The following is a 24,729-nucleotide window of genomic DNA, read 5'->3' as shown; positions in this document are numbered from 1 at the left end:
GATTGCTGAACAACCATTAACCTCAGGTTAATAACCAGCACTGTAGGTTGATTGATCAAAATTTCATAAAGCGCTTTTATAGATTCAGAATAAAACTGTGATCTATAGGTAAGCACACATGGAAGGCTCAGTTCAGAATAAAGAACGGTTATGGACAAAGCGGCGTCATGCTAAACAGCTAAAGCTGGATATGGCAAACCAATATACCGATGGTGTGGTCATTCCAACTCAAGACATTATTAAAGTCTTGGAAACATTGATTATACCAGGCGACAGAGTTGTACTCGAAGGCAATAATCAAAAACAGGCAGATTTTCTCTCGCGTTCTTTAGCACAAACCAATCCAGATGTTTTGCATGATCTGCATATGATCATGCCAAGCGTTGGTCGTTCTGAACATCTCGATCTATTTGAAAAAGGCATTGCTCGAAAACTGGACTTTTCTTTTGCTGGCCCACAGAGTTTGCGCATTAGCCAGCTCATTGAAGATGGTTTATTGGAAGTCGGTGCGATTCATACCTATATCGAACTGTATTCGCGTTTGGTGGTCGATCTAATTCCAAATGTGGTGCTGTCGGCGGGCTTTATGGCAGACCGTCATGGCAATATCTATACTGGCCCAAGTACTGAAGATTCTCCTGCGCTGATTGAACCAGCAGCCTTTAGCGACGGTATTGTGATTGTTCAGGTGAATGAACTGGTTGACGACGTCTCAGAGTTACCCCGCGTCGATATTCCTGCTTCTTGGGTGGATTATGTGGTTGTGGCAGACCAGCCTTTTTATATCGAACCGTTATTTACTCGTGACCCGAAACATATCAAGCCTGTGCATGTGCTCATGGCGATGATGGCAATTCGCGGAATTTATGAAAAGCATAATGTGCAATCCTTAAACCATGGTATTGGTTTTAACACTGCGGCGATTGAACTGATTTTGCCAACCTATGGTGAGTCTTTAGGTTTAAAAGGAAAAATCTGCCGAAACTGGACTCTGAACCCACATCCAACCCTAATTCCAGCGATTGAAACAGGTTGGGTTGAAAGCGTGCATTGTTTTGGTACCGAACTCGGTATGGAAAAATATGTTGCAGCTCGTCCCGATGTTTTCTTTACAGGCCGTGATGGTGCATTACGTTCCAACCGCATGATGTGTCAGCTGGCAGGTCAATACGCGGTTGATTTATTTATCGGTGCAACGTTGCAGGTTGATAGCATGGGCCATTCTTCGACTGTTACCAAAGGGCGTTTGGCGGGTTTCGGTGGTGCACCAAACATGGGGCATGATCCGCGTGGACGTCGTCACGATACGCCAGCATGGCTTGATATGCGTTTGCAAGGTACCAATGAAACAGAAACCTATTTGGCACGTGGTAAAAAGTTGGTTGTTCAAATGGTGGAAACTTTCCAAGAGGGCGGTAAGCCGACTTTTGTAGAGCGTCTTGATGCGATTGATGTGGCTAAAACGGCAGGTCTACCTTTAGCACCGATCATGATTTATGGCGATGATGTCACCCATTTACTGACTGAAGAAGGCATTGCTTATCTATATAAAGCAAGTAGCCAAGAAGAACGTCAAGCCATGATTGCTGCGGTGGCAGGCGTGACTAGTATTGGTTTAAGCCAAGACCCTAAAACGACAGCGCGTTTAAGGCGTGAAGGTCTAGTGGTATTCCCTGAAGATTTAGGTATTCGCCGCACCGATGCAACACGTGAGCTGTTAGCTGCGAAAAATATTGCCGACTTGGTGACATGGTCAGATGGTCTATATCAACCCCCTGCAAAATTCAGGAGTTGGTAATGATGGCACAAGTTCAATATCAAACACTCAGCGATAGTCAGCTTCTGGCAGAGATGGCGGTAGATGCTCTGATTGATGAAGTGAATCTGACACCAAAACCAGCCTTGGTTGATCGCCGTGGCAGTGGTGCCCATGATGACCTGACTTTGGAATTAATGGAGCGCTCTGCAAAAAGCTTAAAGCCGATGTTCGAGACGATGGCTCAAGCCGCAGTGCATCACGGAAAAGTTTGTTTAGCTTTGCGTGAAGACATTGGTGAAATTGGTCGCCAAGGTGAAAAAGTCATGATGTTGGCAACAGGTGGCGTCAATACGCATCGCGGTGCAATTTGGGCCTTGGGTTTAATGGTGACGGCGGCAGCATTGGCACGTACCAATCAACAATATTTATCGGCTGTTGAGCTATGTCAGTTAGCAGGTCAGATTGCCCAGCTTGAAGATCGTTTTATTCCTGAGCAGGCTTTAAGTCATGGTCAGCAGGTACAAAAGAAATTAGGCATCTTAGGCGCCAAAGAACAGGCTCAACAAGGTTTTCCAACGATTGTGAATTTTGGTTTAAAGCAGCTTTATCAAAGTCGCAGTAAACCTATGAAAGAAGCGTTCGCTCGTCTAGATGCCTTGCTTGCCATGATGACTGACCTGACCGATACCTGCGTGCTTTATCGCTCGGGAATATCGGGTTTAAAGCGTATGCAGGAAGGGGCACAGCAAGTACTGGATTTGGGCGGAAGCTCCAGCTTGGAAGGTCGACGTGCTTTGCATCTTTTAGAGATTGATCTGCTTCGTATGAAAGCTTCTGCCGGCGGTGCTGCAGATTTGTTGGCAGCAACCTTGTTTATAGATCGTGTTGAGCAGTCAACTTTAAAAAATAAAGAGGGATTTTGATGATGGAAACTCTTCATTTTGAGTTTGTGGCGACAGAGCCACCTGTAAAAAAAGCGTTAGTAGGATGTGTGGGCTCGGGTGATTTAGAAATTCTGATGGAACCTGGCGAGAAAGGGAAAGCTTCTATTCATGTCGTCACTTCGGTAGATGGTAGTGCGGCACGTTGGCACAATCTATTTGAACGAATTTTTACTGCACAGACACCGCCAGCGGTCAAAATTGATATTCATGACTTTGGTGCAACCCCCGGCGTGGTTCGCTTACGTCTGGAACAAGCATTAGAGGAGATTGCGCATGACTGATATCGAGAGCTTGTTAAATAAACAGGATTTTATTGAACTCAGCGCAAGGGAACGTGCCAAAGCATTGTTAGATGAGGACACATTCCGAGAGTTGCTTGATCCATTTGCACGCATCATGTCACCTTGGTTGATTCGGCAGAATATTGTCCCGCAAGCCGATGATGGCGTGGTGATTGCAAAAGGTTCTATTCAAGAACAGCCAGTGGTTTTAATTTCAATTGAAGGTTTATTCCAAGGTGGAAGCTTGGGTGAAGTCGGTGGTGCCAAAATTGCGGGCGCTTTAGAGCTTGCGGTTGAAGATAATCTTAAGGGTATTCCTACTGCTGCAATTTTACTGTTAGAGACGGGTGGCGTTCGTTTACAAGAGGCAAATCTGGGTTTGGCTGCAATTGCTGAAATTCAGGCCGCAATTGTGAATTTACGTCAGTATCAACCAGTGATTGCTGTGGTTGCTGGGAGTGTCGGGTGCTTTGGTGGTATGTCAATTGCTGCTGGATTATGCAGTTATATTGTGATGACGCAAGAAGGTAGATTGGGGCTGAATGGCCCACAAGTGATTGAGCAGGAAGCAGGCATACAAGAATATAACGCCAAAGATCGTCCATTTATTTGGAGTATTACAGGTGGTAATCAGCGCTTCGCCAGTGGTTTGGCCGATGCTTATGTGGATGATGACCGCAATATAATCCGTCAACAAGTGATTGATTATTTGCAACAAGGTTTGCCTCATCAACATCGCAGTTCAAATTACGCATTCTATTTAGCGCAGCTACAACAAGTCGATACTGCCGAGCAAATTACTCCAGCACAGGTTCAGGCTTTGTATCAAGGAGAGCAAGCATGAATATCGCCGTTGATACATTAAAAGCATCTACTCGAGGTGCAGATTGGTTTAAGGCTTTTACGCAAGGTTTTAAGGTAGTTGAAGGCTTTCCAGCTTCTGTTTTGGTTGCGGATGGTCAGATCGGTCAACAAGCACTACGGGTAATTGCTGTTGTTCCAGATAGTAATAATCTGTTCCCGCGTGCAAGACAAGGTGAAGTTGGATTGCTGGAAGGTTGGAGTTTGGCAAAAGCGGTCGATGACGTGATTCAAGCCGATGCAAATACTGAAATGAAACGCGGCATTTTATGTCTGGTGGATGTGCCTAGTCAGGCTTATGGACGCCGTGAAGAATTGCTGGGTATCCATCAAGCATTAGCAGGTGCAGTAGATCGCTATGCCAGAGCCAGATTAGCAGGGCATCCTATTGTCAGTTTATTGGTTGGAAAGTCAATGTCGGGTGCTTTCTTGGCACATGGATACCAAGCCAATCGTATTATTGCCTTAAAAGATTCAGGTGTTATGGTGCATGCAATGGGTAAGGAATCTGCTGCACGCGTTACTTTGCGGTCGGTTGATGAGTTAGAGCAATTGGCATCAAGCATTCCTCCAATGGCCTATGACATTGAGAGCTATGCAACGCTTGGTTTGTTGTCTCAACTTTTATCGGTTGAGAATCCAGAGCAACCAACAGTGAATGATCTTTCATTGGCAAAGCTGGCTGTAGAACAAGCGTTTAAAGAGATTCATGCTGAGCCGTCCAGAGGGCTGGAACAAAGACTTCACGGACAAAATCGTCAGATGTCTAAAAAAGTCCGTGAATTATTGCGTGAGCAATGGTCATGAAACTTGAGCTGGAAGCCCATGATTTACTGTGGGGCATGACGGTCAGTTGTTTGGCTGATGATGCTCCGCTTTGGGTGAAAGATGTTTTGCTACGAGGCGATCCCGTTGTCGTTCGACGGGCAATGACCTCTGTAGATCAGGTGGCGGTGGGTGTAAGAGGGCAATTTCGTCATCAAAGATATGCAACGCAAATGCCACGATCTGCCATTACTAGACAGCTTAAACCCGAAGTACTGACTCAAGTAAATACCAGTCACTTTAAACACTTGGCAGGACGTCTACAGAGCATTTCCAACATCATGAAAAGTTTTTCAGGGTATTGGGGATATACAGGAAGTTTCGGTTTTGAACTGGCAACAGGCATTGAAACCGTCACTCAGCACAGCGATATCGATTTGTTGATTCGAGCCGAACAGCCTTTTGCCAAAAAGCAGGCAATTGCGTTACTCGAAAATTTTAAGCAAGCAGGGCTGAATGTAGATATACAGCTACAACTGCCAAAAGGTGGTCTGGCGTTAAAAGACTGGGCTGGGAATCATGGAAAAGTTTTATTGAAGCGTCCTGATGGTGCTGTTTTAGTAGAAAACCCATGGAATTAGGGAGTAGGTATCATGGCTTCGATTTGGGTGTATCCAGGACAGGGAGTGCAAAGAAGCAATATGCTGCACGACCTGCCACAAACGGCTCTGGTTAAAGAATACCTTGAGCGTGCATCGGATGCACTTAAAGAAGATGTCTTGTTGTTGGACAGCTCGGCTGCATTGCAATCGACACGTTCAGTACAGCTATGTTTACTGATTTCAGGTGTGGTGAGTTCAGCCCTATTAACTGCTGAAAAATTAATGCCTGATTATGTCGCGGGTCTATCGATTGGTGCTTGGTCAGCTGCAGTTGTAGCAGGCGTTTTAGCCTATGAAGATGCTGTTCGTTTGGTTGCCTATCGTGGTGAACTTATGCAAAACGCCTATCCTTCGGGATATGGCATGACCGCATTAATAGGTACAGATCGCACATCTGTTGAGAAGTGGGTGAAACAAGTTTATGAAATAACGCCACAGGTTTTTGTCGCCAATATTAATGCACATAACCAGATCGTTATTTCAGGTCGCTTTGAAGCCATGAACCAAGTTGCAGTTTTGGCGAAGCAACAAGGCGTAGTGGCAAAAAAATTAGATGTATCGGTGCCATCGCACTGTGAATTATTAAGTCAGCAAGCTGAGCAGCTTGCAGCGTCTATGGAGGGAGTGACTTTAAAGCAGCCTAAAATACGTTATTTAAGTGGTACAACGGCGCGTACACTTGGCAGGCCAGAACAGATTGGTGATGACTTGGCTTTTAATATGAGTCGCACTGTAGATTGGGAAAGCACTATTCAGGCGGCATGGGAACGAGGTGTCAGATTACAGATTGAAGCTTTACCAGGAACGGTACTGACGACACTTGCACGTCGAACATTTAAAGAAGGAACCGTATTGTCATTTCAGGGAACGCGCATAGATAGCATTCGAATGGCAATGCAAAAAGAACAGGAAAATCAGATTTCTATGGGAATATGATTTAAAAAATGTAAGTAATCCAAGGATATGAGGGATTTACAATGATTATATATGGAACAGCAATTTTAGCGATTTGTCATTTACTCGGTGATTATCTTGGCAATACCTTAGGTGTCCTTATCGGGGTAAAAGCCAATGTGGGTGGTGTCGCCATCTCTATGATTCTTTTGATTCTCGCTAAAGAATTATTAGCAAAAAAAGGTTATTTACCACAGGTGACACAGTTTGGAATCTTATATTGGTCTGGTATGTATATTCCAATCGTGGTGGCGATGTCTGCAGGGCAAAATGTGGTTGCAGCGTTATCTGGCGGTATGTTGGGGCTGATCGTTTCTATTGCTTCTCTGATTGGGACGGTGCTGGTTATTCGTTATTTAAATCGCTTAAGTGGTGATTATGAAACCTATGAATGGACAATAGAAGGCACTGAAAAAGCAGCATAAATAATCCTCACGATAATGAATAACAAAAGGACTTAAACAATGGACGAGTTAATTACGGTATTTACAAAAAATGCTTTGGTGACTGCACTTGCGGTCACAGGTTTGATGATGTTTGTATCTCATCTGCTGTCAAAATATTTGACCAAAGGAAAACTGCAAAGCTCGGCAATCGCCATTACTTTAGGGCTTGTGGTGGCTTATTTTGCTGGGGTCTATACACAAGGTACAAAAGGGATTTCTGATATTGCTATTTTCTCTGGCTTTGCACTGTTGGGCGGTGCAATGATCCGTGATCTGGCAATTGCATCGACTGCATTTGAAGTGGATGTTAAAGAAGTCAAAAAAGCAGGAAAAATTGGCCTGATTGCTCTCACGCTTGGCTGTATTGTTCCTTTTGTAATTGGTGCAATGGTTGCATGGGTTATGGGATATCGAGATCCGATTTCCATGACCACGATTGGGGCAGGCGCTATGACTTATATTGTGGGTCCAATTACAGGAACAGCCATTGGTGCAAGTTCCGATGTGATTGCGCTTTCTATTGCAATTGGCCTGATCAAATCGGTGTTCTTTATGGTCGGTACACCACTCCTTGCAAAATTCATGTATCTAAAAAGTCCACGCTCGGCCATGGTCTTTGGTGGTCTGGCTGGTACAACCAGTGGCACAGCCGCAGGATTGGCAGGTACAGATGTCCGGTTAGTTCCTTATGGTGCATTGGTGGCAACCTTTTATACAGGTCTAGGCTGTTTACTTGGCCCGTCTGTATTTTTTCTGACGGTAAATGCAATTTTTGGATAACTGATAAATCATGAATATTTGCAACTTATTCATTTGTTATAAGTTGCTTATCATTCATTTCTGCACATGAGAAGCAAACATACGGCACTCTGCAATTAATGCCAGTAAATTGGGATCACGTTCCTTACTTTTTAGAAATACCAGCCCAATTTCCTGTTGCAGATGGTATTGCTGTTTTAAAGGAATGAGCTTAACCGAGCTTTCATATACCGCAGAAATACGACCAGGCAAAAGTGCAAAACCAACACCTGAGCTAACCATACTGATCAAAGTAAAAATATCATTGAGCTGTAAGGCGACTTTAGGCGAAAAACCAGCTTTTTTAAAAATGAAATCACTGTCATTATGGGTGGCAAAGCCTTGAGTTAAAGTCAAAAAGGTCTCTTCTTTGAGTAGACTGAGATCAATTTCATCAAAAACAGCATATTTAGAGTCTTTATTTACCGCTAAATAAATATCATCACAGAACATCGGCAAAATTTCAAAGTCATCATCTTGTGTTGTTTCATTAAGTGCCACAATAATGGCATCAAGTTCCGTCGTTTTAAGCTTTTTCACCAGATCTTGATTGGAACTAAGAAGTAATTGAATATCGAGTTCACTACGTCTTAATTTGAGTCCGCTAATCACATTGGGAATCGTCTTTACGGTTAAAGAATAAAGAGAACCTAAATGTAGAACTTTGGCTGCAAAGCCCGCAGCTTCTCTGGTTTTATTTACCGTAATAAAAATGTCCTGTACGATTTTTTGCGCACGTTCTTCAAATACATAAGCGCTCTTTAATGGAATTAAATTACGACCTTCATTTTTAAAAAGTGGACAACGTAGGGCACTTTCCAATGAGTGTAAGGCTTTATGAACACTGACATTGCTGAGCTGCATTTCAGTTGCTGTTTTGGAAAGATTTCCACAACGCATAAAAGCGAGGAAGATTTGTATTTTTTTAAGGGTGAGCTCTTCATCAATTTCCATATCAATCTCCAGTTCCTAATGCCTTTCCTTAAAAAATTATGTCTTCCCTCCGCGCAACGTGACACCAATCGACGCGACCATAATACAAGCCAAAGCTACCCATTGAATCAGGCTAATTCGCTCATGTAACAATACCAGACCTGCTAAAGCTGCAAGTGCAGGCGCAAGACTGGAAAGCGTCCCATAACTGAGTTTGCTGAGACGTTTCAGTGCCATTAAATCCAGTGCATAAGGTATCGCAGTTGCTAGCAGTGCAATAACCAGTGCTTTGCCCCAATATTGCGTGTCCAGAAGTACAGGGGCATTATTCCATAGACCAAAAGGCAGTAAGGTCATGGCGGATAAACCAATCGCAATGGTCAGCGCATGCATGCCGATATTTTGCTGTACCACACGATGTCCATAATAAATATACAGTGCCCAGAAGAAACCTGCACTCAATGCACAGGCCGCACCGATATAGGAAAAATGTTGCGCATTGGCATCATGCCACGGCACCATTAAAGCAATACCTAAAATCGCAAATGCGACCCAAATATAGTCACTGCGCTGTTTAATCGAGAGCAGTGCCAAACCAAGCGGGCCAATAAATTCCAGACCTACAGCAATTCCTTGAGGAAGCTTGCCTAAAGAGGTATAGAACAGAATATTCATACAGCACAAGGCAGCGCTATAACACAGTAAATCACGCCATTTGAGTTCCTTTAATTTGGAAATGATTTTCCATGAACGAAACATGACTGCCACCAGAATGGTGGCAAAACACAGTCTTAAAATCGTCACTGTGAGTGGATCGAGTGTGGCAATCAATTGCTTGGCGAATGAAGCACTGATTTGATAAGACAACATGGACAAAACCATATACAACACAGCGACTAACTGAAGATTTTTCATGGGAGATATCCGAGACGCTCGCTACTGCCATTTTTGAGATGGAATAACATTTTCTATTTCACCTCTTTTTGTTGTCGAGCTTGTTGCGTGGTAAAGGTACAGCCAATCGAAGCAATGATAATTGTACCCAAGGCAAGCCACTGATTCCAAAGTAACATTTCACCCAGAAAGATAAAGCCTGAGAGTGCAGCCACTGCGGGTTCCAGACTCATCAATGTACCAAAGCTAAGAGGAGTTAAACTGCGCAAGGCGATCATTTCTAAGGTAAAGGGTAAGGCACTTGCTAAAATCGCAAGCCCAATAAAATAATATAAATTTGGCAGTTCAAAGACCCGATCGATTGCCCCTGAAAAGAGAGCAAAAGGCAGTAAGCAGAGCATACCAATTGACATGCCTAAGCAGACGGTGTGATTACCCGAGATGCCTGACGGTTTTTGCCCCGCAATAATATACAGAGCCCAACACGCACCCGCACTCACAGCAAAGAATACCCCGACGAGGTCCAGACCTTGTTGCGCTTGCTGTAATGGAAACAATAAGACCAGACCTAAAATGGCACAGCCGACCCAAATAAAATCGTATTTTTGGCGGGCATGATAGAGCGCCACACTTAAGGGACCGATAAATTCAAAGGCAACAGCTAAACCTAGAGGTAAGCGTTCAAGCGATAAGTAGAACAAGGCATTCATCCCTGCAAGGGCGACGCCATAAGTCAGAATGGCTTTCCAGCGAACCACTTTGAAATTAATGGTCCAGATCTTAAAAATAATGGCCAGAATGATTGCACCAAAAAACAGGCGCATGGCAGAGACGGTTAGTACAGGAAAGCTTTGAAACAGGACTTTGGCTAAAGAACCACTGCCTTGCACACACAACATGGCAATCATCAACAGCAATAAAGCATGTAGTGGTGTTTTCAGCATTGGGGTCGACATTTTATTATTTAACAGTTGGTATAATATTCACATAATAAGTCAAACGCCCATAAAAAAGCCACAGCATCAACTGTGGCTTTTTCGACATTATTCTAAATATTGCTTAGAACAATACCCGAACGCGGATGGTGCCTTCAACGTGGTTCAAAGTATCAAGCGCTTCTTGAGATGCAGATGCGTCAACATCCATCACCAAGTAACCGATATCACCTTTTGTCATTAACGACTGACCAGAGATGTTGATGCCTTGTTCAGCGAACAATGTATTGATTTTCGATAACACACCCGGAACGTTTTTGTGGATGTGCAGCAAACGGTGCTGACCATCAGAAAGTGGTAATGCGATTTCTGGGAAGTTCACCGCAGAAAGGGTCATACCTTTGTCTGAATAAGCAACGAATTTTTCAGCAACTTCTAAACCGATGTTTGCTTGCGCTTCCATCGTTGAACCACCCACGTGCGGAGTTAAGATCACATTGTCTAAGCCACGGAGTGGAGACAGGAATTCTTCGCCATTTGCTTTTGGTTCTTTCGGGAATACGTCAACCGCTGCACCAGCGATGTGGCCTGATTTGATTGCATCAGCCAAGTCTTCGATCACAACACATGTACCACGTGCTGCGTTCAAGAAGATTGAGCCTTTTTTCATTTTCGCGAACTGTTCTTTCTTGAAGAAGTTACGCGTAGATGGAACATCTGGAACGTGTAAAGTCACCACATCCGCAGTTTCTAAAAGTTCATCTAAAGAGCCAACTTGACGTGCATTACCTAATGGTAATTTAGTCACAGCATCAAAGTAGATGACTTTCATGCCTAAGCTTTCTGCCAATACAGAAAGTTGTGAACCGATCGAGCCGTAACCGACGATACCCAAAGTCTTACCACGAGTTTCAAACGAACCCACCGCAGCTTTATTCCAACCGCCCGCATGTGTATCTTTCGATTTTTCAGGTACACGACGAAGCAACAGAATCGTTTCAGCAAGAACCAATTCTGCAACCGAACGCGTATTTGAATACGGTGCATTGAAAACTGGGATACCACGAGACATTGCCGCTTTTAAATCGACTTGGTTTGTACCAATACAGAAACAGCCAACCGCGATCAGTTTATTCGCGGCTGCAAAGATTTCTTCAGTCAATTGTGTACGGGAACGAATACCAATGAAGTGAGCGTCTTTAACCGCTTCTTTCAAAGCTTCGCCTTCAAGCGCAGTTTTGTGGTAATCGATGTTGGTATAACCCGCTGCATTTAAGGTATCGATGGCATTTTGATGCACACCTTCTAACAGAAGGAAACGGATTTTGTCTTTAGGTAGTGATAGATGTTGGCTCATTACGGCTCCGCTACAAAGGCCAAAATTTAGTTGCAGTACTATAGCATACAGCTTTGAGATATAAATATTTCGTTTAAAATTACCGCATCAGAATTGATGATAATTTTTCAGTTAAGACTGAATTTTATTGGTTAAACACATTTTGTTATTACAGTATCTTTAACCTACGCTTTATCCCATGCCTGCTTCTATGTAAAATGCAGGTATCTGATAGTCAAACCTGAAACCATCAGGTTTGCGCTGTTCTGCCGAGTTTCTATATGTTGGATACTACAATTTAAAATATTGAAAAATATTATATTGTTATCCAGACGCTCTATCTTTACTTCTTGCTAGGCCTGTAAACGATGAATGCTTCAGTCGCTTTAACACCTGAGTTATTGACCCAATTAACGGCAATTGTGGGTGAAAACCGTATTAAAACCGATGCCGACAGTTTGGAAAATTGGGGACGTGATCACACTAAACATTTTGATCCGAACCCATCAGTCATCGTTTTCCCTTCAAGCACTGAACAAGTGCAGGCCATTGTCAAACTTGCCAACCAGTTTAATGTTGCAATTACTCCATCAGGCGGTCGTACAGGCCTTTCAGCAGGCGCGGTCGCAACCAATGGCGAGATCGTAATTAGCTTTGACAAGATGAACCAGATTCTTGAATTCTACCCAGCGGATCGTATGGTACGAGTACAAGCAGGTGTGGTGACTGAGCAATTACAGAATTATGCCGAAGAACAAGGCATGTACTATCCAGTGGACTTTGCATCAGCGGGCTCAAGCCAGATTGGCGGTAATATCGGGACCAATGCGGGCGGTATTAAAGTTATTAAATACGGCATGACCCGTAACTGGGTACTTGGCTTGACAGTCGTTACAGGTAAAGGTGATGTGCTGCGTTTAAACAAAGGCATGATTAAGAATGCGACGGGTTATTCGCTTCAGCATTTATTTATCGGTGGCGAAGGCACATTGGGTTTAGTCACTGAAGCTGAAATCAAGCTTGAGCGTCAGCCACAGAACTTACAGGTACTGGTTCTCGGTGTGCCTGATTTTGATGCAGTAATGCCTGTATTACATGCTTTCCAGAAAGATATCGACTTAACAGCATTTGAGTTCTTTGGTGAACTTGCAATGCAAAAGGTACTCGACCGCGGTCATGTACAACGTCCATTTGAGACACAATGCCCATTCTACGTATTGCTTGAGTTTGAAGCGCCTTATGAGCCGATTGTCGACAAGGCAATGGAAATCTTTGAGCATTGTATGGAGCAAGGTTGGGTACTTGATGGCGTTATGAGCCAGAGCCTTGATCAGGTCGAAAGCTTATGGCGTTTACGCGAAGATATTTCTGAATCAATCGCGCCGTTTATTCCATACAAAAATGACATTTCAGTATTAATTACCCACGTACCTGCATTTATTCGTGAGATTGATACAATTGTTCAAGATAACTATCCTGACTTTGAAATCTGCTGGTTTGGTCATATCGGTGATGGTAACTTGCACTTAAATATTCTAAAACCTGAAAACTTGACCAAAGATGAGTTCTTTGCGAAGTGTCAGGTAGTGAATAAATATGTATTTGATACCGTGAAAAAATATGATGGTTCAATCTCTGCCGAGCACGGTGTGGGCATGACCAAGAAGCCATATTTAGAGTATTCACGTTCGCCTGAAGAAATTGAATATATGAAAGCATTGAAGTTGGCATTCGATCCGAAAGGGATTATGAATCCAGGTAAATTATTTGATCTTTAATGCTTGATTAAATAAAAGAAATTCTGCTAAAAGCGTATCGAAAGATGCGCTTTTTTATTGCTTATGAAATAAAAAGTTAATACTGTACTTTTCTTTTTATAATGAAAATATAAATATATAAACTTATTTTTTGCTATTTATTGATATTATATGCCAACTATAAAGGTCATATTTAATTTCGTTAGCTAAATAAAAAATAATAATGTATTTAATGTTAATGATTCAATTAAATAAGAATGAGGGTATATAAGTGAGTCCAAAAAATTTTTTATCTCAAGATGAGGTGTTCAATTTATCTATAGAGGAGATTCAAGAACGTATTGCTGCTGAACAAGAGTTTATGAATAAGCAAAAACATAAAAAGTTCTTTTTTGCGACACATGGTTCTAAAACAAAAAATGGTGGTTTAGTCAGAGCGACGATTAACCAAAAAATAAAAGCACAGGGACATCTTCTTGCTGTCGTTGGTGATGAAGCTATTTATGAGGACGGGACAACCTCTAAAATTATATCGGGTGCTGGCGAAGTAGGGTCAATTGAAGGATATGACATTGCACTTGTTGGTAGTCGTTTAGAAAATGGTGATGAAATCATCGAAAGCCTACAATCTGTTTTTGAGTATCGTTTATATGCTGATCGAGAAATTCCTCAAGGTTTTCTTAGTCATGACTAATTTCTTAGGAGACAATCGTGGCCGTAGGTTTTGCAATTCATAACTCGGTGACAAATCATGGTGGTATCATCCCTGCAACTCAATCAAGAATATCCCAAATGGGAAATTTATTCTTAGTGGCTGGTGATGGGCATTTCTGCCCTAAATGTAAATGTTGGTCAAAGATTATTAAAAGTCATGATCATATTATTCTTGATGGCAAAGCCGTTGCTTATGTCGGTGATCAGCTTACTTGTGGTGCTAAAATTTTGCCTAAACAATTTCATGTTGTTGGAGATAGACGCAGTTCTAGTTTAGGTTCATATCCCCCTCTGTTTCAATCTATTAGCTCTCAAAAAAATTTCAATAACAATTTAACTGAGAGCAAAAATGAGCTTTTGAATGGTTATTACTACAATATAGATACTGGGTTATATGAAGGAAGAATTTCCAATGGGACAGGTGATCTTGAAAATGTATATGGTTGTAATGGAAAGAAATCAGATAGCGATTTTATCTCCCCTCAATATGCAAATATTACTCATAAAAAATTCCAAGAATGTTCAAGGGTTGTTTCACACGAATCAGGAACAGCAACCATAGAATGTATATATATTGCTTTCACTGCTAACAATTACGCAAAACAAGTGAAAAGGGATCTACATTCATTATTAATGTCGGGCTATTCCACTATGCCCACAGGAACAAAGACACCCTTACCAGATAAGCCAAACAATGGAAAAGCAGAAGACCCTAAATATGGACTTGCTCGCAAGGGTGTTTTAAAAGTTTGTCTAGGAGAGGAGGATCCTACAGATGGTGCAACACATTGGGATGGAACAGATTTCTTAGCGTGGGGATTAGAAAGTCCGTATAAATATAAAGATAATACAAATAAGCCACATGCTAAGTTTAGAGAATATAAGAAAATCACAATCTCTAAAGCGATATATGATGAATTCCTAGTCGGCTCATTGAAGGAATATCCTAAAGGACGAGTTAAATATAGTGGTATTTTCTATGAAATTCCTGCAAAAGTTTTTAAAGATAATACAAACTGGACGACTGGTAATTTTGAATACAACACGGGTAGCAACGTTAGCAAATCACTAACTGCCAAAGTAACAGCAGGCCATACTATCTTTTGGAAAGCAGCATGAAGTTTAAAGTATTCAGTTTAATATTTATGTTTTTTTCATACATAACTATAGGAAATGCAAAAACAAATAACGACTTAATGAGTAATGATATTATTCCAAACCATAATCTTCAATTAAGTGGTTCATATCCATCAATAAAAGGAAAACAATTTAAAGAGATTAATAATTCTATTTATAAATTTATTGCAACTAATTTTGATAGAGAAGATGAGCAGTACCCTACAGAAATTAGTTTTGAAAAACTATTTCAGAATGAGGATATATTAAGTTTTTCAATTAATTATAACATCAGCAACTCAACAGAAAGATACTTTAATAAATATTACACACTGAGTCTCTCCAATAAAAAGGAGCTAAGTCTTTCAGAATATCTTAAAGATAAAAAAATTTCTAAGTATGATGTATTGAAGAGTATAAATAGTTTTATTTCACCTTGCCTTTCCGTAAAAAAATCTCTACCTGATTACTGTGCTGATATGACACTACAAAGCCTAATTGAGAATAAAAAAAGGGTTGCTTATTCAGATATATCTAGTTTTTTTATTAAGAATAATAGGGATATAGGAGTAGGTGTCGACTCCAATAAATTTACTACTACTTTTATCTATAATATAAAAAGTAAAAATATTGTTTTAAATTAGCCATTTATATTCTACAGCTCATAACCCACCAATGTTTAGGTTGGGAGTGATCTATTTCCTTTTTCATTCCTTTATTTGGACGATCTTCGCTTTTTTTATTTCTTGTACGCTTTCCAACCTGTCAAAATATGATAAATCAGCGGTAAAAGACAGAGCGAAAAGAAGCTGCAAATCGCAACGGCCCAGACAGGTATATTCTGTGGATTGCCCAAAAAGAAATAAGCAAAAACCGAATAAGACAGCATCCCAAACATCGTCATTGTGCCGAGTGGAAGGGTAATTCTAAAAATTAAAAAGTTAGCAAAGGCTTTATAAGGATCCATGTTTCGATTCAAAGCATAGGCAATAATCATGACCAAGATATAGCCCATAATAAACAACATAAATAGGGTAGCGGCAAACAGCAGACCTGTGCGCCAGCTCTTTTCTTGTGCGGAATGATCACCTGCCTCATAAACGACTTGAATATGATCTCCGACTACAGGCACATCACCTGAACGGACTGAATTATCCAAGACCAATGTTCTGTTTTGAGCATCTTTGAATTGAACTTGAGCCGTATGCATTAAAGTTTGGGTTTTATATTTACGCCCGTTGGAATCCGTACGTTCGGTATCGACCCATTCAGAGGTATAGCTCACGATGGTTGCATCGTAGCTCGGTTTGGTTGCTAAACCATATACAGCTTGCGACACCCAATAAGTAAAAGGAAAAAATAAAGAACTGATGCTAAACACCACAACAAATAAATAAGCAAATTCAAACTTACTGCTGTCACGATTCTTGGCTAAACGTTTTAGCCAAAACTTTGTCAGCACAAAAGACCAGACACACAAGATCGCAACCACCACCAAGAAAACCTGTCCCGCATAAGTCAGTTGCATGCATGATCCTATTTGTTATATTGAATAGAGATTGATTTTATCAAACGATAATTTTTTTAAAATCAAATTAATGAGTACGGTAAAAAATAGTATTGTTTCTCACAAGTATAAATTTTTAAATAATGAAGTCATCGCAATGAATATCCATCACGAAATCGAAAAACTATTTCAACAACGCCAAGATATCCCATTATTTTATATTGAAAGTGGCAGCCGTTTATGGGGCATGGCCAGTCCTGATAGTGACTACGATGTACGCGGTTTTCACCTACCGAGTAAAGACCAATATTTTGATTATAAAAAGCATCGTGACCTGATCGAGATCATGGATGGCGATTTTGACTTCGTTTCTTATGACCTCGATAAAATGTTTGGGTTATTGGCAAAAAGTAATCCTACTGTTTTAGAGTGGGTCAGAGCACATATTGTGTATTTTAATGCCTTTCCAGAATGGCAGGTCTTTCGTGATGGCTTACTTGAGCGAATCGACTATAGTGCGTTGTATCACCACTATTTATCATTGGCGAATGGTGGCATGAAAGTGATGCAAACCGCAGATAACTTTACCTATAAAAAAGTGTTTTATTCGATTCGTGGCTTGATGTCAGCAGAATTGGCAACCCAAGAGCAGATGCCTGAATTATTGATTACCGATTTGTTTGCGCAAGTGGATGTAAATGATCCATTACGGCATTGGGCAGAAGACTATCTGGAAATTAAAAAGCAGCAGCAAGAAAAAGCACAGCTACCCCAAGCGGAACAAGCTGCGATTCTTCAACTGTTGCAAAGCAAGATAGAGCAACTGGCAGCAAAGTCGATGCCGAAGGCAGATCGTCGTGCCAGTTTGGAAGCCTATTTAACCGATTATAGCCGTCATTTAAAACAGCATTACTATCAGTAGAACAATACGTTTACTTATCAGCTGAGTTCGACTTAAAGATACAATGATTTTATCTTTTGTCGGACTCAGATGTATGGGGTTATCTGTTAAATCCCGCTGTTTAGAATACGGATTTTTACATCGGCAACATGGTCTTTGGTCGCTTCAAAATGCTGCTGCATATGGGCAGTTTGCATATGGGCTTCTAAATGAGCAGTACTCTGCCATTTCTCTAACATGACAATGGTATTCTCATTCGTTGCCTGCATCTCAATCGCAGGAAGATGATCAATCAAAGGCTCATAGCCATGACAACCATCTTCTGCCAGTACTGTTGGAATGATTTTTTCAAATGCATCTAAAACGGCTTGGCGATGTTCAGCACCTGCATGTGTATAAATTTCAGCAATAATGGTTAGCATATTATTTTCTCACTTAATGGCTTGCTGCAAAAAGCTGGTCTAAATGCGCTTTATACGCTTCGATATAACTTGGTACGTTTGGCGCCTTGATCACATCATTCACGATAAAAGTCGGTAGTGAGTCCATACCCAAGAATTGATTGGCTTTATGGAAAGGTAAATAAACACCATCCACACCCACACCGTGGAAGAACTGATCTGGATCGGTAAAGGCTTCCATCGGTGCGTTCCATGTCAAAGACAACATGTATTTTTTACCTTGAATTAAACCACCTGAACCATATTTTTTAGATGCATCTGAACGACTACGACCATCACTGGCATAAAGCGAGCCATGTCCGATGGTGAAGATATCATCGATGTATTTTTTCATGGTCCATGGTGCACCCATCCACCAGCCTGGCATTTGGTAAATCACCACATCTGCCCATAGATATTTGGCAATCTCGGCCTGAATGTCATAGTCACTGTCGGTACGGGTAACTTGTACTTGGTGACCTAAGGTGCTTAGATGTGCTTGAGAAAACTCGGTCAGGGTGTCGTTCAACTCACCATTCGAATGTTCAAATTGTTTGGCGCCATTAATAATTAAAATATTGCTCATGTGATTACTCAAAAATAAATCTCTAAAAACTGGAAAGCATTTTAGAAAATCTATTCATGAGTAAAAATGCATAAATGAGCAAAATACTATTGATCAAAAATCAATAATTAAATTATTCAGCTTTGGATTTTTTAGCTTTATACCAACGACGGATGCCCCATAAAATCGCAATCGCTACATATAGCGGCCACAGCATCACGAGCCAAATGATGGTTTCTCTAAAGCCGTACAAGCCCACTTTAATCGCTTCCCAAATCCGACTGAATAAAGGATCACTGTCTAAGGTGGCAATACGATTGATATTGAGATCATGCGTTTTACGCACTTGTGACTGCTGGAAGAATTCCAGTCGAATGGTGCTATAAGCCAAGCGGTCTTTAACTTCTAAATTGGTCAGTTGCTGTAGTTGATTGTTCACCGCATTTGATCCACTGTTACTTTGATTGGCAGTATTCAGTTTTTCTTCGAGCAATTTTAATTCATAACGCTTAGCTTCATAACTCTGGGTATTAAAGTTCAGCATGAGTGGCAATAAATTGTTTAAGAAGCTGGTCACCTGCGCATTTGGAATACGTACTGTGAGCTGGACAGTGGGGGTGATCTTTTCATAAATATCGACACTGCCATCAATACGGTCACGCTCAGATCGGTCACTGACTTGATAATTAATCTGTTTTTCTTCGATATAACCATTGTATTGCAATAACTGCTGTTCTAGTGCTGATGTGGTTTTTAACACGTCTTTCACTTCAAATTGCAATTGTGCGCTTTTGACCAATTGACGATTTTGCTCTAAAGCACTCTGTTGGTTGCTAACCAGTTGTTCTGGATTTTGAGCGGCATTTTCTTGAACAGCTTGACTGTCTGCCGCAGCAGTTTCAGTTGCCATAGCGGCTTCACCAGCATGGCCTTCTTCTTTTTTCGAGCAGCCTAAGGCGGTGCTCCCAAGGATTAAAATAATCGTTAATTTCTTTGCTAAATCTGACATATCGGCATGTCCAAAGTATGGTGATTTTGATGTTATAAACTGTGTTTTTTTAATCATTTGTTATGATCATCATCTTGAATGATGACAACAAATTTAATGCACGCCACATACATTTTGTTGCGTGGCAATTTAATTTTGCATAGTAGCATAAATGAGCTAAATGGATTGGATGGGTACAAAATGCATAAAATTGCGATGACCTTGGGGGCTGCTTTATTCCTCACAGCATGTAATCAACCAACAGCACCATCGCAGCAACAAGCAGCCGTGCAAAAGAGTACGGTGATGCATGCAATCTTATCGGATCAGCCCGATCTATTTCATGCAGACAGCAATTTAAAAATAGATCAGCAATTCAATAGTGCCGAGAATCCAACCGATGCACAGGTTACGGTTGAGCAAGCACAATTAGATGACTCTGTGATCGCGGTACGGACAGAATATCAATTGAAACGAAATCAAGATGTTTGGAAAGTGGTGAATAAAAAGCAAAGCTATCAATGTGCCAGAGGAGAGAATACCGAGACCTTCCAGTTTGATCTTTGTCCATAAGTACGGCTTCTATTTAGAGCGGTGTATGAAATATCAGCAAAGATGTGGATAACTTTTCGGTTATGCACATTGCTGAATCCTCGTTATCGGTTGTTTAAATTGCGGTCATTTTGAAATAGTGCTACAGTTGCGCGTGGCAATTTAGCCAAACGGTAAAACATTTACCAATCTCACGTAAATAAATTGTTTTTCTTATATACACCTAGTGAATACGGTGTTTTCACATTTATCACATGCTTTCTCACAGCATGAAATCAAAATTTAATTTAAATCTAAGCCATAAAATCTTGTGGTGATGATCCCTTTTTCGTTTTGAAAAATGGGACGTACACGAGTTGGTTATTTTTGTGAATAAAACATGATGACGAATAATCAGAACATGACGTTAAACCGTATAACGCTCATGTTTCCTTTAGCTTTAGTGCTATTCGAATTTTCAGTTTATATCGGTAATGACTTGATTCAACCTGCGATGTTGTCGATTACAGAACAATTTGCGGTCAGTGCAACGTGGGCACCGTCGTCAATGTCATTTTATTTGTTGGGTGGTGCCAGTGTCGCATGGCTATTAGGACCACTTTCGGATCGCCTCGGGCGTAAAAAAGTGCTCTTGGCTGGTGTGGCATTTTTTACGCTGTGTTGTTTGCTGATTTTATTGACCCACAATATTGAACAATTCCTAACGTTGCGTTTCTTGCAGGGTATGGGGCTGAGCGTCATTTCTGCGGTCGGTTATGCAGCCATTCAAGAAACCTTTGAAGAGCGTGATGCGATCAAAGTCATGGCACTAATGGCGAATATTTCTCTATTGGCGCCTTTACTAGGCCCTGTATTGGGGGCATTCCTGATTGATTATGTGTCATGGCATTGGGGTTTCATCGCCATTGCTGCGGTGTCTTTTATCAGTTGGTTTGGCTTAAAGAAATTTATGCCTGCGACCCAAGAAAGCCGTAAACAACCAAAACAGCCTTTTAGTTATATCTTTGATGACTTTAAAAAGGTATTGAGCAACCGTCGCTTCTTGGGTTTAAGCATCGCCTTACCGATGGTGGGTATGCCGTTGATGCTATGGATTGCTTTATCACCAATCATTTTAGTTGATGAGCTGAAATTGAGCAGTGTGCAATATGGCTTGGCGCAGTTTCCTGTGTTCTTTGGCTTAATTGCAGGCAATATCATCCTGATCAAGATTATTGATCGTTTCCCGCTAGGTAAAACCATTCTGCTTGGTTTGCCGATCATGTTATTGGGTACTGCATTCTTGCTGCTCGGTGTCATTTGGCAAAGCTATTTGGTACCTTGTTTATTGATTGGTATGACCTTAATCAGTTTGGGTGAGGGGATTAGCTTCTCGGTGATGTACCGTTTTGCACTGATGTCTTCAGAAGTCTCAAAAGGAACAGTCGCAGCCGCGGTCTCGATGTTGATGATGATCAGTTATTTTGTCGTGATTGAATTGGTTCGTGTGCTGTATACGCATTTCCATATTTGGGCCTTTGCTTTAGCCAGTCTGGTCTTGATTTTATTCTGGTTTAGTTCACCACGCCATGCCTTGAAACAGCATATGCTGGCACGTCAGCAAGACGGGTTGAATTAATTATCCCCATCGACTGCTCACTTGATTTCTAAGGCGAGCAGTTTATTTTTTAATAGGACTAACTCAGGTAAGGTCTCGAGTAACAGACTCATTTGTTTTAACAGCAACGGGTGCTTTGCAGAGACCTGATGCTGTTGATTTAATGCTTCTATCTGTTCGAGCAACCGTTCTACTTGGTGTTGCGAAATAGCGGCTTGTTCGATCAGACTTTGCTTGAGCACATTCTCAATTTTATCCAGTAGTTCTAACAACGCCTGATCTTCAATTTTTTCCCGTTGATGTCCTAAGGCCGAGACATAGCTGAGTTGGCTATGGCTATAGACCAAATAGCGAAAGGCATGTTGAATGAGTTCTTGGTTAGGCTGGGGTTCGGTACTCAGACTTGAAATCATATTTGACAGCTCGATCTGGGCATTGTGTGCGGCACGTCGAGTGGTTCGGTATTCCAGATCGAGTTCACGTCCTTGGTGATACTGCTGTACCACCACATGAAAATAATCGAAGGTGGTTTGATTATTTTTCTTGATGTTGCTGGAGATATTGCGAAAATTCCAATCGGGCCAAATGAAATTGACCGCAAGCCATGCAATCGCACAGCCAATAAAAGTGTCAATAATGCGTGGCAGAATAATACTAAAACCTGCACCTTTTAAATTAAAAATCAATAACACCATCAAGGTGGCCATGACCGTGGCAAGTGCATATTTCTTTTGTCTTAAATAGAAAAATGAGACCCCACAGATGACGGTTAATACTAATTGACCTTCAATACTGGGCACAAAATAAAGAATGGGGATACCTAGCAATACTCCGAGTAGAGTGCCAATGGTTCTCAGTTTAAGTCGGCTCTTGGTGGCAAAATAAGTAATTTGGCAAACAAATAAACTGGTGAGTAAAATCCAGTAGCCATTTTGGGCAAAAGGTAATAAGGAAATGGCATAACCAACCGCAAAGATCACAGCCAAACGGATGGCGTGACGGAACAGCGCGGATTGCGGACTGAGTTGCTGTTTGATTTTTAACATCAGGTCCTGCACACCCTGAATATCATTATCGAGTAAGTTCAAATGATCTTGATCTTGATGTTGCTGCGGTGAAAGCTGCTCAATATTTTGATTGAGTTGCAGTTGAGCAAACTGCTCGTGCACACTTTTTAAATTATTGAGAATCAATTCCAGATTTTTAACTTCAAGATTATGGGGATGTTGTTGCACCCAATCACGCATCGACAATTCGAGATTTTCTAGTGCCTTACTGGCAGATTCACGGGGCTGATAGCTTTGATGATGTAAGATTGCTTGGCTTAAATCATGACACGCCAAGGCTTGAAGCTGCATATTTTTTTGAATACGGAAAATTAAATCACTGCGGCTAAAATTTTGATGAATTTTTTCATAATGCAGATAACTGGACGTGACCTGTTCATGCATGTCTTGGGCGAAATAATATAAGTTCAGCCAATAAATACTGGTGTTGTTAACCCGGGACGCTTTTAAGCGCGTAAGTAAGGAGTTTTTGGCTTGATTCAGACTACTGACCACTTGGCTATTTTTGTGAGAAAGTTCGAATAGCAGTGTTTCGACATTATCAATATTATCTGGGTCGAATAAACGTGATTTGGCTTGAAGTAATTCAGCAAGATCCTGAAAAATAGTGGAGATCTTTTCTTGTAAAGGCAAGGTTGGGCGAATAACAAAAAATAAGATCGAGGTCAGTCCGTACCACAGAGCACCCAATACAAAATAACTCGGTTGCTGATACCAATCTGAATATTCTCCTAAACCAAACATGGTATAGATCGAAAGTAAAATCGTACCGAAGGAAATGGTGGCATAGCGTTGCCCAAGCGCACCCATCATGACCAACGCTGCACTCGAGAGACTGAGATAGACAATGAACCAAAATTTATAGGGGGCGAGAAACTCTAGAATGGTACTGACTGTAAAGAACAGCACGCAGACATAGATCAGATTGCGTAAACGGATACTGAGACGATCATCAAAGTCGGTCAGTGCGGTCGCAATTGCCCCTAAGGTGACAGGAACAATCAGTTGCCCAAGACCAAGTTGATATAAACCTAATGTGGTCCCGCACAGTACGATCAAAATTTGTAGACAATAAAGAAGAATCGAGTTGGAGCGAAAGCGATTGAACAGGACGGATAAATTTTTCACGATTCTTATTCTTTAATATGTTCTGGATTCATCATACAAATAAATTTCCCAAAGGAAAGCATGTTAGCCAACAAGCGGCACTATTTTTTAGCATAAATATTTGCTTGATCTTTCAAATAATAGATAAGATGCAAAATTCATGCTCAGTTGTATTTTTTTATGATGAAATTAAAGAATACGTAAAAATGGCTAAAAGCAGAGCAACTGTGGATAACTCGGAAGATACCCACAGTATTTAGATTACTTAATCACACCACATGCAATACGGTCACCACCACCGCCTAATGGCTTAGGTGTATCCGAATAATTGTCTCCACCAACATGGATCATGATCGCACGATTTTGAATATCAGCCAGTTTTAAACGTGGCGCAATCACAGGTGTGGTTGCAAAGCCTTTTTCATTCACCACCAATACGGGTAAATCACCTAAGTGGCCTGTTTCAGGCGTACCATGATGCGCGACTTTTTCAGGATTTAAGTGACTGCCTGCTGCCAAGGCTGCGCCCATTTTTCCATCTTTTAGAGCCGCTTCACAGGATGGGTTCTCATGGATGTGGAAACCATGTTCGCCAGGAGAAAGCTTCCAAAGTGCAGGGGTGATTAATAAACCTTTAGGTGTTTGTTGAAAAGCAACAGTTCCGATTGAAGCACCAATACCATTGGCATCGACTTGGTAGACTTGGATCAATTGCTTTTGATCACTTTTGCTGGCTTGAGTCTGGATTTTAGCCGCATTGTTATCTAAAGAAACTGAAGAACAGGCTGCGATACTTAAACTCAGACAGCCTAATAGAGAAATTTTTTGAAGCATTGAAGTCATTGCGAAG

At 41.2% G+C, this 24,729-nt stretch carries 25 protein-coding genes and 1 pseudogene; 16 read left to right on the top strand and 10 right to left on the bottom strand.

All coding sequences use genetic code 11. The annotated features are described in order from the left end of the window. Nucleotides 1-118 precede the first annotated feature (118 nt). The 9 genes from mdcA to madM are packed head-to-tail and all read left to right on the top strand — an operon-like array spanning nucleotide 119 to nucleotide 7,452. Complete coding sequence (mdcA, locus tag GBI66_RS07705; RefSeq protein ID WP_151715677.1) at nucleotides 119-1,798, top strand: malonate decarboxylase subunit alpha; 1,680 nt, start codon at nucleotides 119-121, stop codon at nucleotides 1,796-1,798. Further along, nucleotides 1,798-2,682: a triphosphoribosyl-dephospho-CoA synthase gene (locus tag GBI66_RS07700; protein ID WP_151715676.1), complete on the top strand. Its 885-nt coding sequence runs from the start codon at nucleotides 1,798-1,800 to the stop codon at nucleotides 2,680-2,682. The genes mdcA and GBI66_RS07700 overlap by 1 nt, the downstream gene beginning before the upstream one ends. Before the next feature lie 2 nt (nucleotides 2,683-2,684). Beyond that, entirely contained in the window at nucleotides 2,685-2,984 is a 300-nt protein-coding gene (locus GBI66_RS07695) for a malonate decarboxylase subunit delta (RefSeq protein WP_047430667.1), read from the top strand. Continuing rightward, nucleotides 2,977-3,828 (top strand): biotin-independent malonate decarboxylase subunit beta, encoded by an 852-nt coding sequence (locus tag GBI66_RS07690; protein ID WP_151715675.1) that lies wholly within the window; start codon nucleotides 2,977-2,979, stop codon nucleotides 3,826-3,828. The genes GBI66_RS07695 and GBI66_RS07690 overlap by 8 nt, the downstream gene beginning before the upstream one ends. Continuing rightward, a complete protein-coding gene (mdcE, locus tag GBI66_RS07685; protein WP_151715674.1) occupies nucleotides 3,825-4,652 on the top strand; it encodes a biotin-independent malonate decarboxylase subunit gamma in 828 nt (275 codons plus the stop codon). Before GBI66_RS07690 ends, mdcE begins: the two co-directional genes overlap by 4 nt. Further along, a complete protein-coding gene (locus tag GBI66_RS07680) occupies nucleotides 4,643-5,251 on the top strand; it encodes a malonate decarboxylase holo-ACP synthase (protein WP_151715673.1) in 609 nt (202 codons plus the stop codon). The genes mdcE and GBI66_RS07680 overlap by 10 nt, the downstream gene beginning before the upstream one ends. A 12-nt stretch (nucleotides 5,252-5,263) precedes the next feature. Next, the gene (gene mdcH / locus GBI66_RS07675) at nucleotides 5,264-6,208 is read left to right on the top strand and encodes a malonate decarboxylase subunit epsilon (protein ID WP_151715672.1); all 945 of its coding nucleotides are present in this window, start codon (nucleotides 5,264-5,266) and stop codon (nucleotides 6,206-6,208) included. Between the two features lie 41 nt (nucleotides 6,209-6,249). After that, nucleotides 6,250-6,651: a malonate transporter subunit MadL gene (gene madL / locus GBI66_RS07670; protein ID WP_151715671.1), complete on the top strand. Its 402-nt coding sequence runs from the start codon at nucleotides 6,250-6,252 to the stop codon at nucleotides 6,649-6,651. 39 nt (nucleotides 6,652-6,690) lie between these two features. After that, nucleotides 6,691-7,452 carry a malonate transporter subunit MadM gene (madM, locus tag GBI66_RS07665; protein WP_101235384.1) on the top strand — a complete coding sequence of 254 codons (762 nt, stop codon included), beginning with the start codon at nucleotides 6,691-6,693 and terminating at the stop codon, nucleotides 7,450-7,452. Between the two features lie 54 nt (nucleotides 7,453-7,506). Here madM and GBI66_RS07660 read toward each other — a convergent pair whose 3' ends face one another. The 4 genes from GBI66_RS07660 to serA form a co-directional block, all read right to left on the bottom strand. Further along, the gene (locus GBI66_RS07660; protein WP_151715670.1) at nucleotides 7,507-8,424 is read right to left on the bottom strand and encodes a LysR family transcriptional regulator; all 918 of its coding nucleotides are present in this window, start codon (nucleotides 8,422-8,424) and stop codon (nucleotides 7,507-7,509) included. Between the two features lie 36 nt (nucleotides 8,425-8,460). Next, nucleotides 8,461-9,318, bottom strand: coding sequence for a DMT family transporter (locus GBI66_RS07655; protein ID WP_047430672.1), 858 nt, complete (start codon nucleotides 9,316-9,318; stop codon nucleotides 8,461-8,463). A gap of 53 nt (nucleotides 9,319-9,371) precedes the next feature. After that, nucleotides 9,372-10,253 carry a DMT family transporter gene (locus GBI66_RS07650; protein WP_151715669.1) on the bottom strand — a complete coding sequence of 294 codons (882 nt, stop codon included), beginning with the start codon at nucleotides 10,251-10,253 and terminating at the stop codon, nucleotides 9,372-9,374. Between the two features lie 103 nt (nucleotides 10,254-10,356). Beyond that, nucleotides 10,357-11,589, bottom strand: a complete 1,233-nt coding sequence (serA, locus tag GBI66_RS07645; RefSeq protein WP_004775983.1) for a phosphoglycerate dehydrogenase — start codon at nucleotides 11,587-11,589, stop codon at nucleotides 10,357-10,359. A 347-nt stretch (nucleotides 11,590-11,936) separates the two neighbouring features. Between serA and GBI66_RS07640 the strand changes: the two genes are divergently transcribed. The 4 genes and pseudogenes from GBI66_RS07640 (at nucleotide 11,937) to GBI66_RS07625 (ending at nucleotide 15,799) form a co-directional block, all read left to right on the top strand. Further along, nucleotides 11,937-13,346 carry an FAD-binding oxidoreductase gene (locus GBI66_RS07640; RefSeq protein ID WP_004775981.1) on the top strand — a complete coding sequence of 470 codons (1,410 nt, stop codon included), beginning with the start codon at nucleotides 11,937-11,939 and terminating at the stop codon, nucleotides 13,344-13,346. 250 nt (nucleotides 13,347-13,596) lie between these two features. Continuing rightward, on the top strand, nucleotides 13,597-14,019 hold the full coding sequence (locus GBI66_RS07635) for a PAAR domain-containing protein (protein ID WP_151715668.1): 423 nt from the start codon (nucleotides 13,597-13,599) through the stop codon (nucleotides 14,017-14,019). Between the two features lie 17 nt (nucleotides 14,020-14,036). Further along, nucleotides 14,037-14,309 (top strand): annotated as a pseudogene (locus tag GBI66_RS07630) (PAAR domain-containing protein); the annotation flags it as partial. Between the two features lie 845 nt (nucleotides 14,310-15,154). Continuing rightward, on the top strand, nucleotides 15,155-15,799 hold the full coding sequence (locus GBI66_RS07625; protein WP_151715667.1) for a hypothetical protein: 645 nt from the start codon (nucleotides 15,155-15,157) through the stop codon (nucleotides 15,797-15,799). Between the two features lie 95 nt (nucleotides 15,800-15,894). Here GBI66_RS07625 and GBI66_RS07620 read toward each other — a convergent pair whose 3' ends face one another. Further along, entirely contained in the window at nucleotides 15,895-16,683 is a 789-nt protein-coding gene (locus GBI66_RS07620) for a xanthine permease (protein WP_151715666.1), read from the bottom strand. Nucleotides 16,684-16,819: 136 nt separating this feature from the next. Between GBI66_RS07620 and GBI66_RS07615 the strand changes: the two genes are divergently transcribed. Beyond that, nucleotides 16,820-17,584 (top strand): DNA polymerase beta superfamily protein, encoded by a 765-nt coding sequence (locus tag GBI66_RS07615; protein ID WP_151715665.1) that lies wholly within the window; start codon nucleotides 16,820-16,822, stop codon nucleotides 17,582-17,584. Nucleotides 17,585-17,670: 86 nt separating this feature from the next. Here GBI66_RS07615 and GBI66_RS07610 read toward each other — a convergent pair whose 3' ends face one another. The 3 genes from GBI66_RS07610 to GBI66_RS07600 form a co-directional block, all read right to left on the bottom strand. Next, complete coding sequence (locus GBI66_RS07610) at nucleotides 17,671-17,985, bottom strand: putative quinol monooxygenase (RefSeq protein ID WP_004804005.1); 315 nt, start codon at nucleotides 17,983-17,985, stop codon at nucleotides 17,671-17,673. 13 nt (nucleotides 17,986-17,998) lie between these two features. After that, nucleotides 17,999-18,589: an NAD(P)H-dependent oxidoreductase gene (locus GBI66_RS07605; RefSeq protein WP_004804006.1), complete on the bottom strand. Its 591-nt coding sequence runs from the start codon at nucleotides 18,587-18,589 to the stop codon at nucleotides 17,999-18,001. 112 nt (nucleotides 18,590-18,701) lie between these two features. Then, complete coding sequence (locus GBI66_RS07600; RefSeq protein WP_151715664.1) at nucleotides 18,702-19,577, bottom strand: DUF4349 domain-containing protein; 876 nt, start codon at nucleotides 19,575-19,577, stop codon at nucleotides 18,702-18,704. 180 nt (nucleotides 19,578-19,757) lie between these two features. On the opposite strand from GBI66_RS07600, the gene GBI66_RS07595 reads away from it, so the two are divergent. Next, complete coding sequence (locus tag GBI66_RS07595; protein WP_151715663.1) at nucleotides 19,758-20,129, top strand: hypothetical protein; 372 nt, start codon at nucleotides 19,758-19,760, stop codon at nucleotides 20,127-20,129. A 361-nt stretch (nucleotides 20,130-20,490) separates the two neighbouring features. After that, nucleotides 20,491-21,726 (top strand): MFS transporter, encoded by a 1,236-nt coding sequence (locus GBI66_RS07590; protein ID WP_373885781.1) that lies wholly within the window; start codon nucleotides 20,491-20,493, stop codon nucleotides 21,724-21,726. 17 nt (nucleotides 21,727-21,743) lie between these two features. On the opposite strand, the gene yccS is transcribed toward GBI66_RS07590, so the two are convergent. Together yccS and sodC are read right to left on the bottom strand one after the other, a co-directional pair. After that, nucleotides 21,744-23,900: a YccS family putative transporter gene (yccS, locus tag GBI66_RS07585; RefSeq protein ID WP_151715662.1), complete on the bottom strand. Its 2,157-nt coding sequence runs from the start codon at nucleotides 23,898-23,900 to the stop codon at nucleotides 21,744-21,746. Nucleotides 23,901-24,140: 240 nt separating this feature from the next. After that, nucleotides 24,141-24,722 (bottom strand): superoxide dismutase family protein, encoded by a 582-nt coding sequence (gene sodC, locus GBI66_RS07580; RefSeq protein ID WP_151715661.1) that lies wholly within the window; start codon nucleotides 24,720-24,722, stop codon nucleotides 24,141-24,143. Nucleotides 24,723-24,729 lie beyond the last annotated feature (7 nt).

Source organism: Acinetobacter sp. TUM15071 (assembly GCF_008980925.1).
Classification (GTDB): domain Bacteria; phylum Pseudomonadota; class Gammaproteobacteria; order Pseudomonadales; family Moraxellaceae; genus Acinetobacter; species Acinetobacter dispersus.
This window is presented reverse-complemented; position numbering and strand designations above follow the sequence as displayed.

Excerpts from the sequence above, each read along its gene's own strand:
- mdcA (WP_151715677.1), top strand. The coding sequence starts at position 119 with ATGGAAGGCTCAGTTCAGAATAAAGAACGGTTATGGACAAAGCGGCGT.
- GBI66_RS07700 (WP_151715676.1), top strand. The coding sequence starts at position 1,798 with ATGATGGCACAAGTTCAATATCAAACACTCAGCGATAGTCAGCTTCTG.
- GBI66_RS07695 (WP_047430667.1), top strand. The coding sequence starts at position 2,685 with ATGGAAACTCTTCATTTTGAGTTTGTGGCGACAGAGCCACCTGTAAAA.
- GBI66_RS07690 (WP_151715675.1), top strand. The coding sequence starts at position 2,977 with ATGACTGATATCGAGAGCTTGTTAAATAAACAGGATTTTATTGAACTC.
- mdcE (WP_151715674.1), top strand. The coding sequence starts at position 3,825 with ATGAATATCGCCGTTGATACATTAAAAGCATCTACTCGAGGTGCAGAT.
- GBI66_RS07680 (WP_151715673.1), top strand. The coding sequence starts at position 4,643 with ATGGTCATGAAACTTGAGCTGGAAGCCCATGATTTACTGTGGGGCATG.
- mdcH (WP_151715672.1), top strand. The coding sequence starts at position 5,264 with ATGGCTTCGATTTGGGTGTATCCAGGACAGGGAGTGCAAAGAAGCAAT.
- madL (WP_151715671.1), top strand. The coding sequence starts at position 6,250 with ATGATTATATATGGAACAGCAATTTTAGCGATTTGTCATTTACTCGGT.
- madM (WP_101235384.1), top strand. The coding sequence starts at position 6,691 with ATGGACGAGTTAATTACGGTATTTACAAAAAATGCTTTGGTGACTGCA.
- GBI66_RS07660 (WP_151715670.1), bottom strand. The coding sequence starts at position 8,424 with ATGGAAATTGATGAAGAGCTCACCCTTAAAAAAATACAAATCTTCCTC.
- GBI66_RS07655 (WP_047430672.1), bottom strand. The coding sequence starts at position 9,318 with ATGAAAAATCTTCAGTTAGTCGCTGTGTTGTATATGGTTTTGTCCATG.
- GBI66_RS07650 (WP_151715669.1), bottom strand. The coding sequence starts at position 10,253 with ATGTCGACCCCAATGCTGAAAACACCACTACATGCTTTATTGCTGTTG.
- serA (WP_004775983.1), bottom strand. The coding sequence starts at position 11,589 with ATGAGCCAACATCTATCACTACCTAAAGACAAAATCCGTTTCCTTCTG.
- GBI66_RS07640 (WP_004775981.1), top strand. The coding sequence starts at position 11,937 with ATGAATGCTTCAGTCGCTTTAACACCTGAGTTATTGACCCAATTAACG.
- GBI66_RS07625 (WP_151715667.1), top strand. The coding sequence starts at position 15,155 with ATGAAGTTTAAAGTATTCAGTTTAATATTTATGTTTTTTTCATACATA.
- GBI66_RS07620 (WP_151715666.1), bottom strand. The coding sequence starts at position 16,683 with ATGCAACTGACTTATGCGGGACAGGTTTTCTTGGTGGTGGTTGCGATC.
- GBI66_RS07615 (WP_151715665.1), top strand. The coding sequence starts at position 16,820 with ATGAATATCCATCACGAAATCGAAAAACTATTTCAACAACGCCAAGAT.
- GBI66_RS07610 (WP_004804005.1), bottom strand. The coding sequence starts at position 17,985 with ATGCTAACCATTATTGCTGAAATTTATACACATGCAGGTGCTGAACAT.
- GBI66_RS07605 (WP_004804006.1), bottom strand. The coding sequence starts at position 18,589 with ATGAGCAATATTTTAATTATTAATGGCGCCAAACAATTTGAACATTCG.
- GBI66_RS07600 (WP_151715664.1), bottom strand. The coding sequence starts at position 19,577 with ATGTCAGATTTAGCAAAGAAATTAACGATTATTTTAATCCTTGGGAGC.
- GBI66_RS07595 (WP_151715663.1), top strand. The coding sequence starts at position 19,758 with ATGCATAAAATTGCGATGACCTTGGGGGCTGCTTTATTCCTCACAGCA.
- GBI66_RS07590 (WP_373885781.1), top strand. The coding sequence starts at position 20,491 with ATGACGAATAATCAGAACATGACGTTAAACCGTATAACGCTCATGTTT.
- sodC (WP_151715661.1), bottom strand. The coding sequence starts at position 24,722 with ATGACTTCAATGCTTCAAAAAATTTCTCTATTAGGCTGTCTGAGTTTA.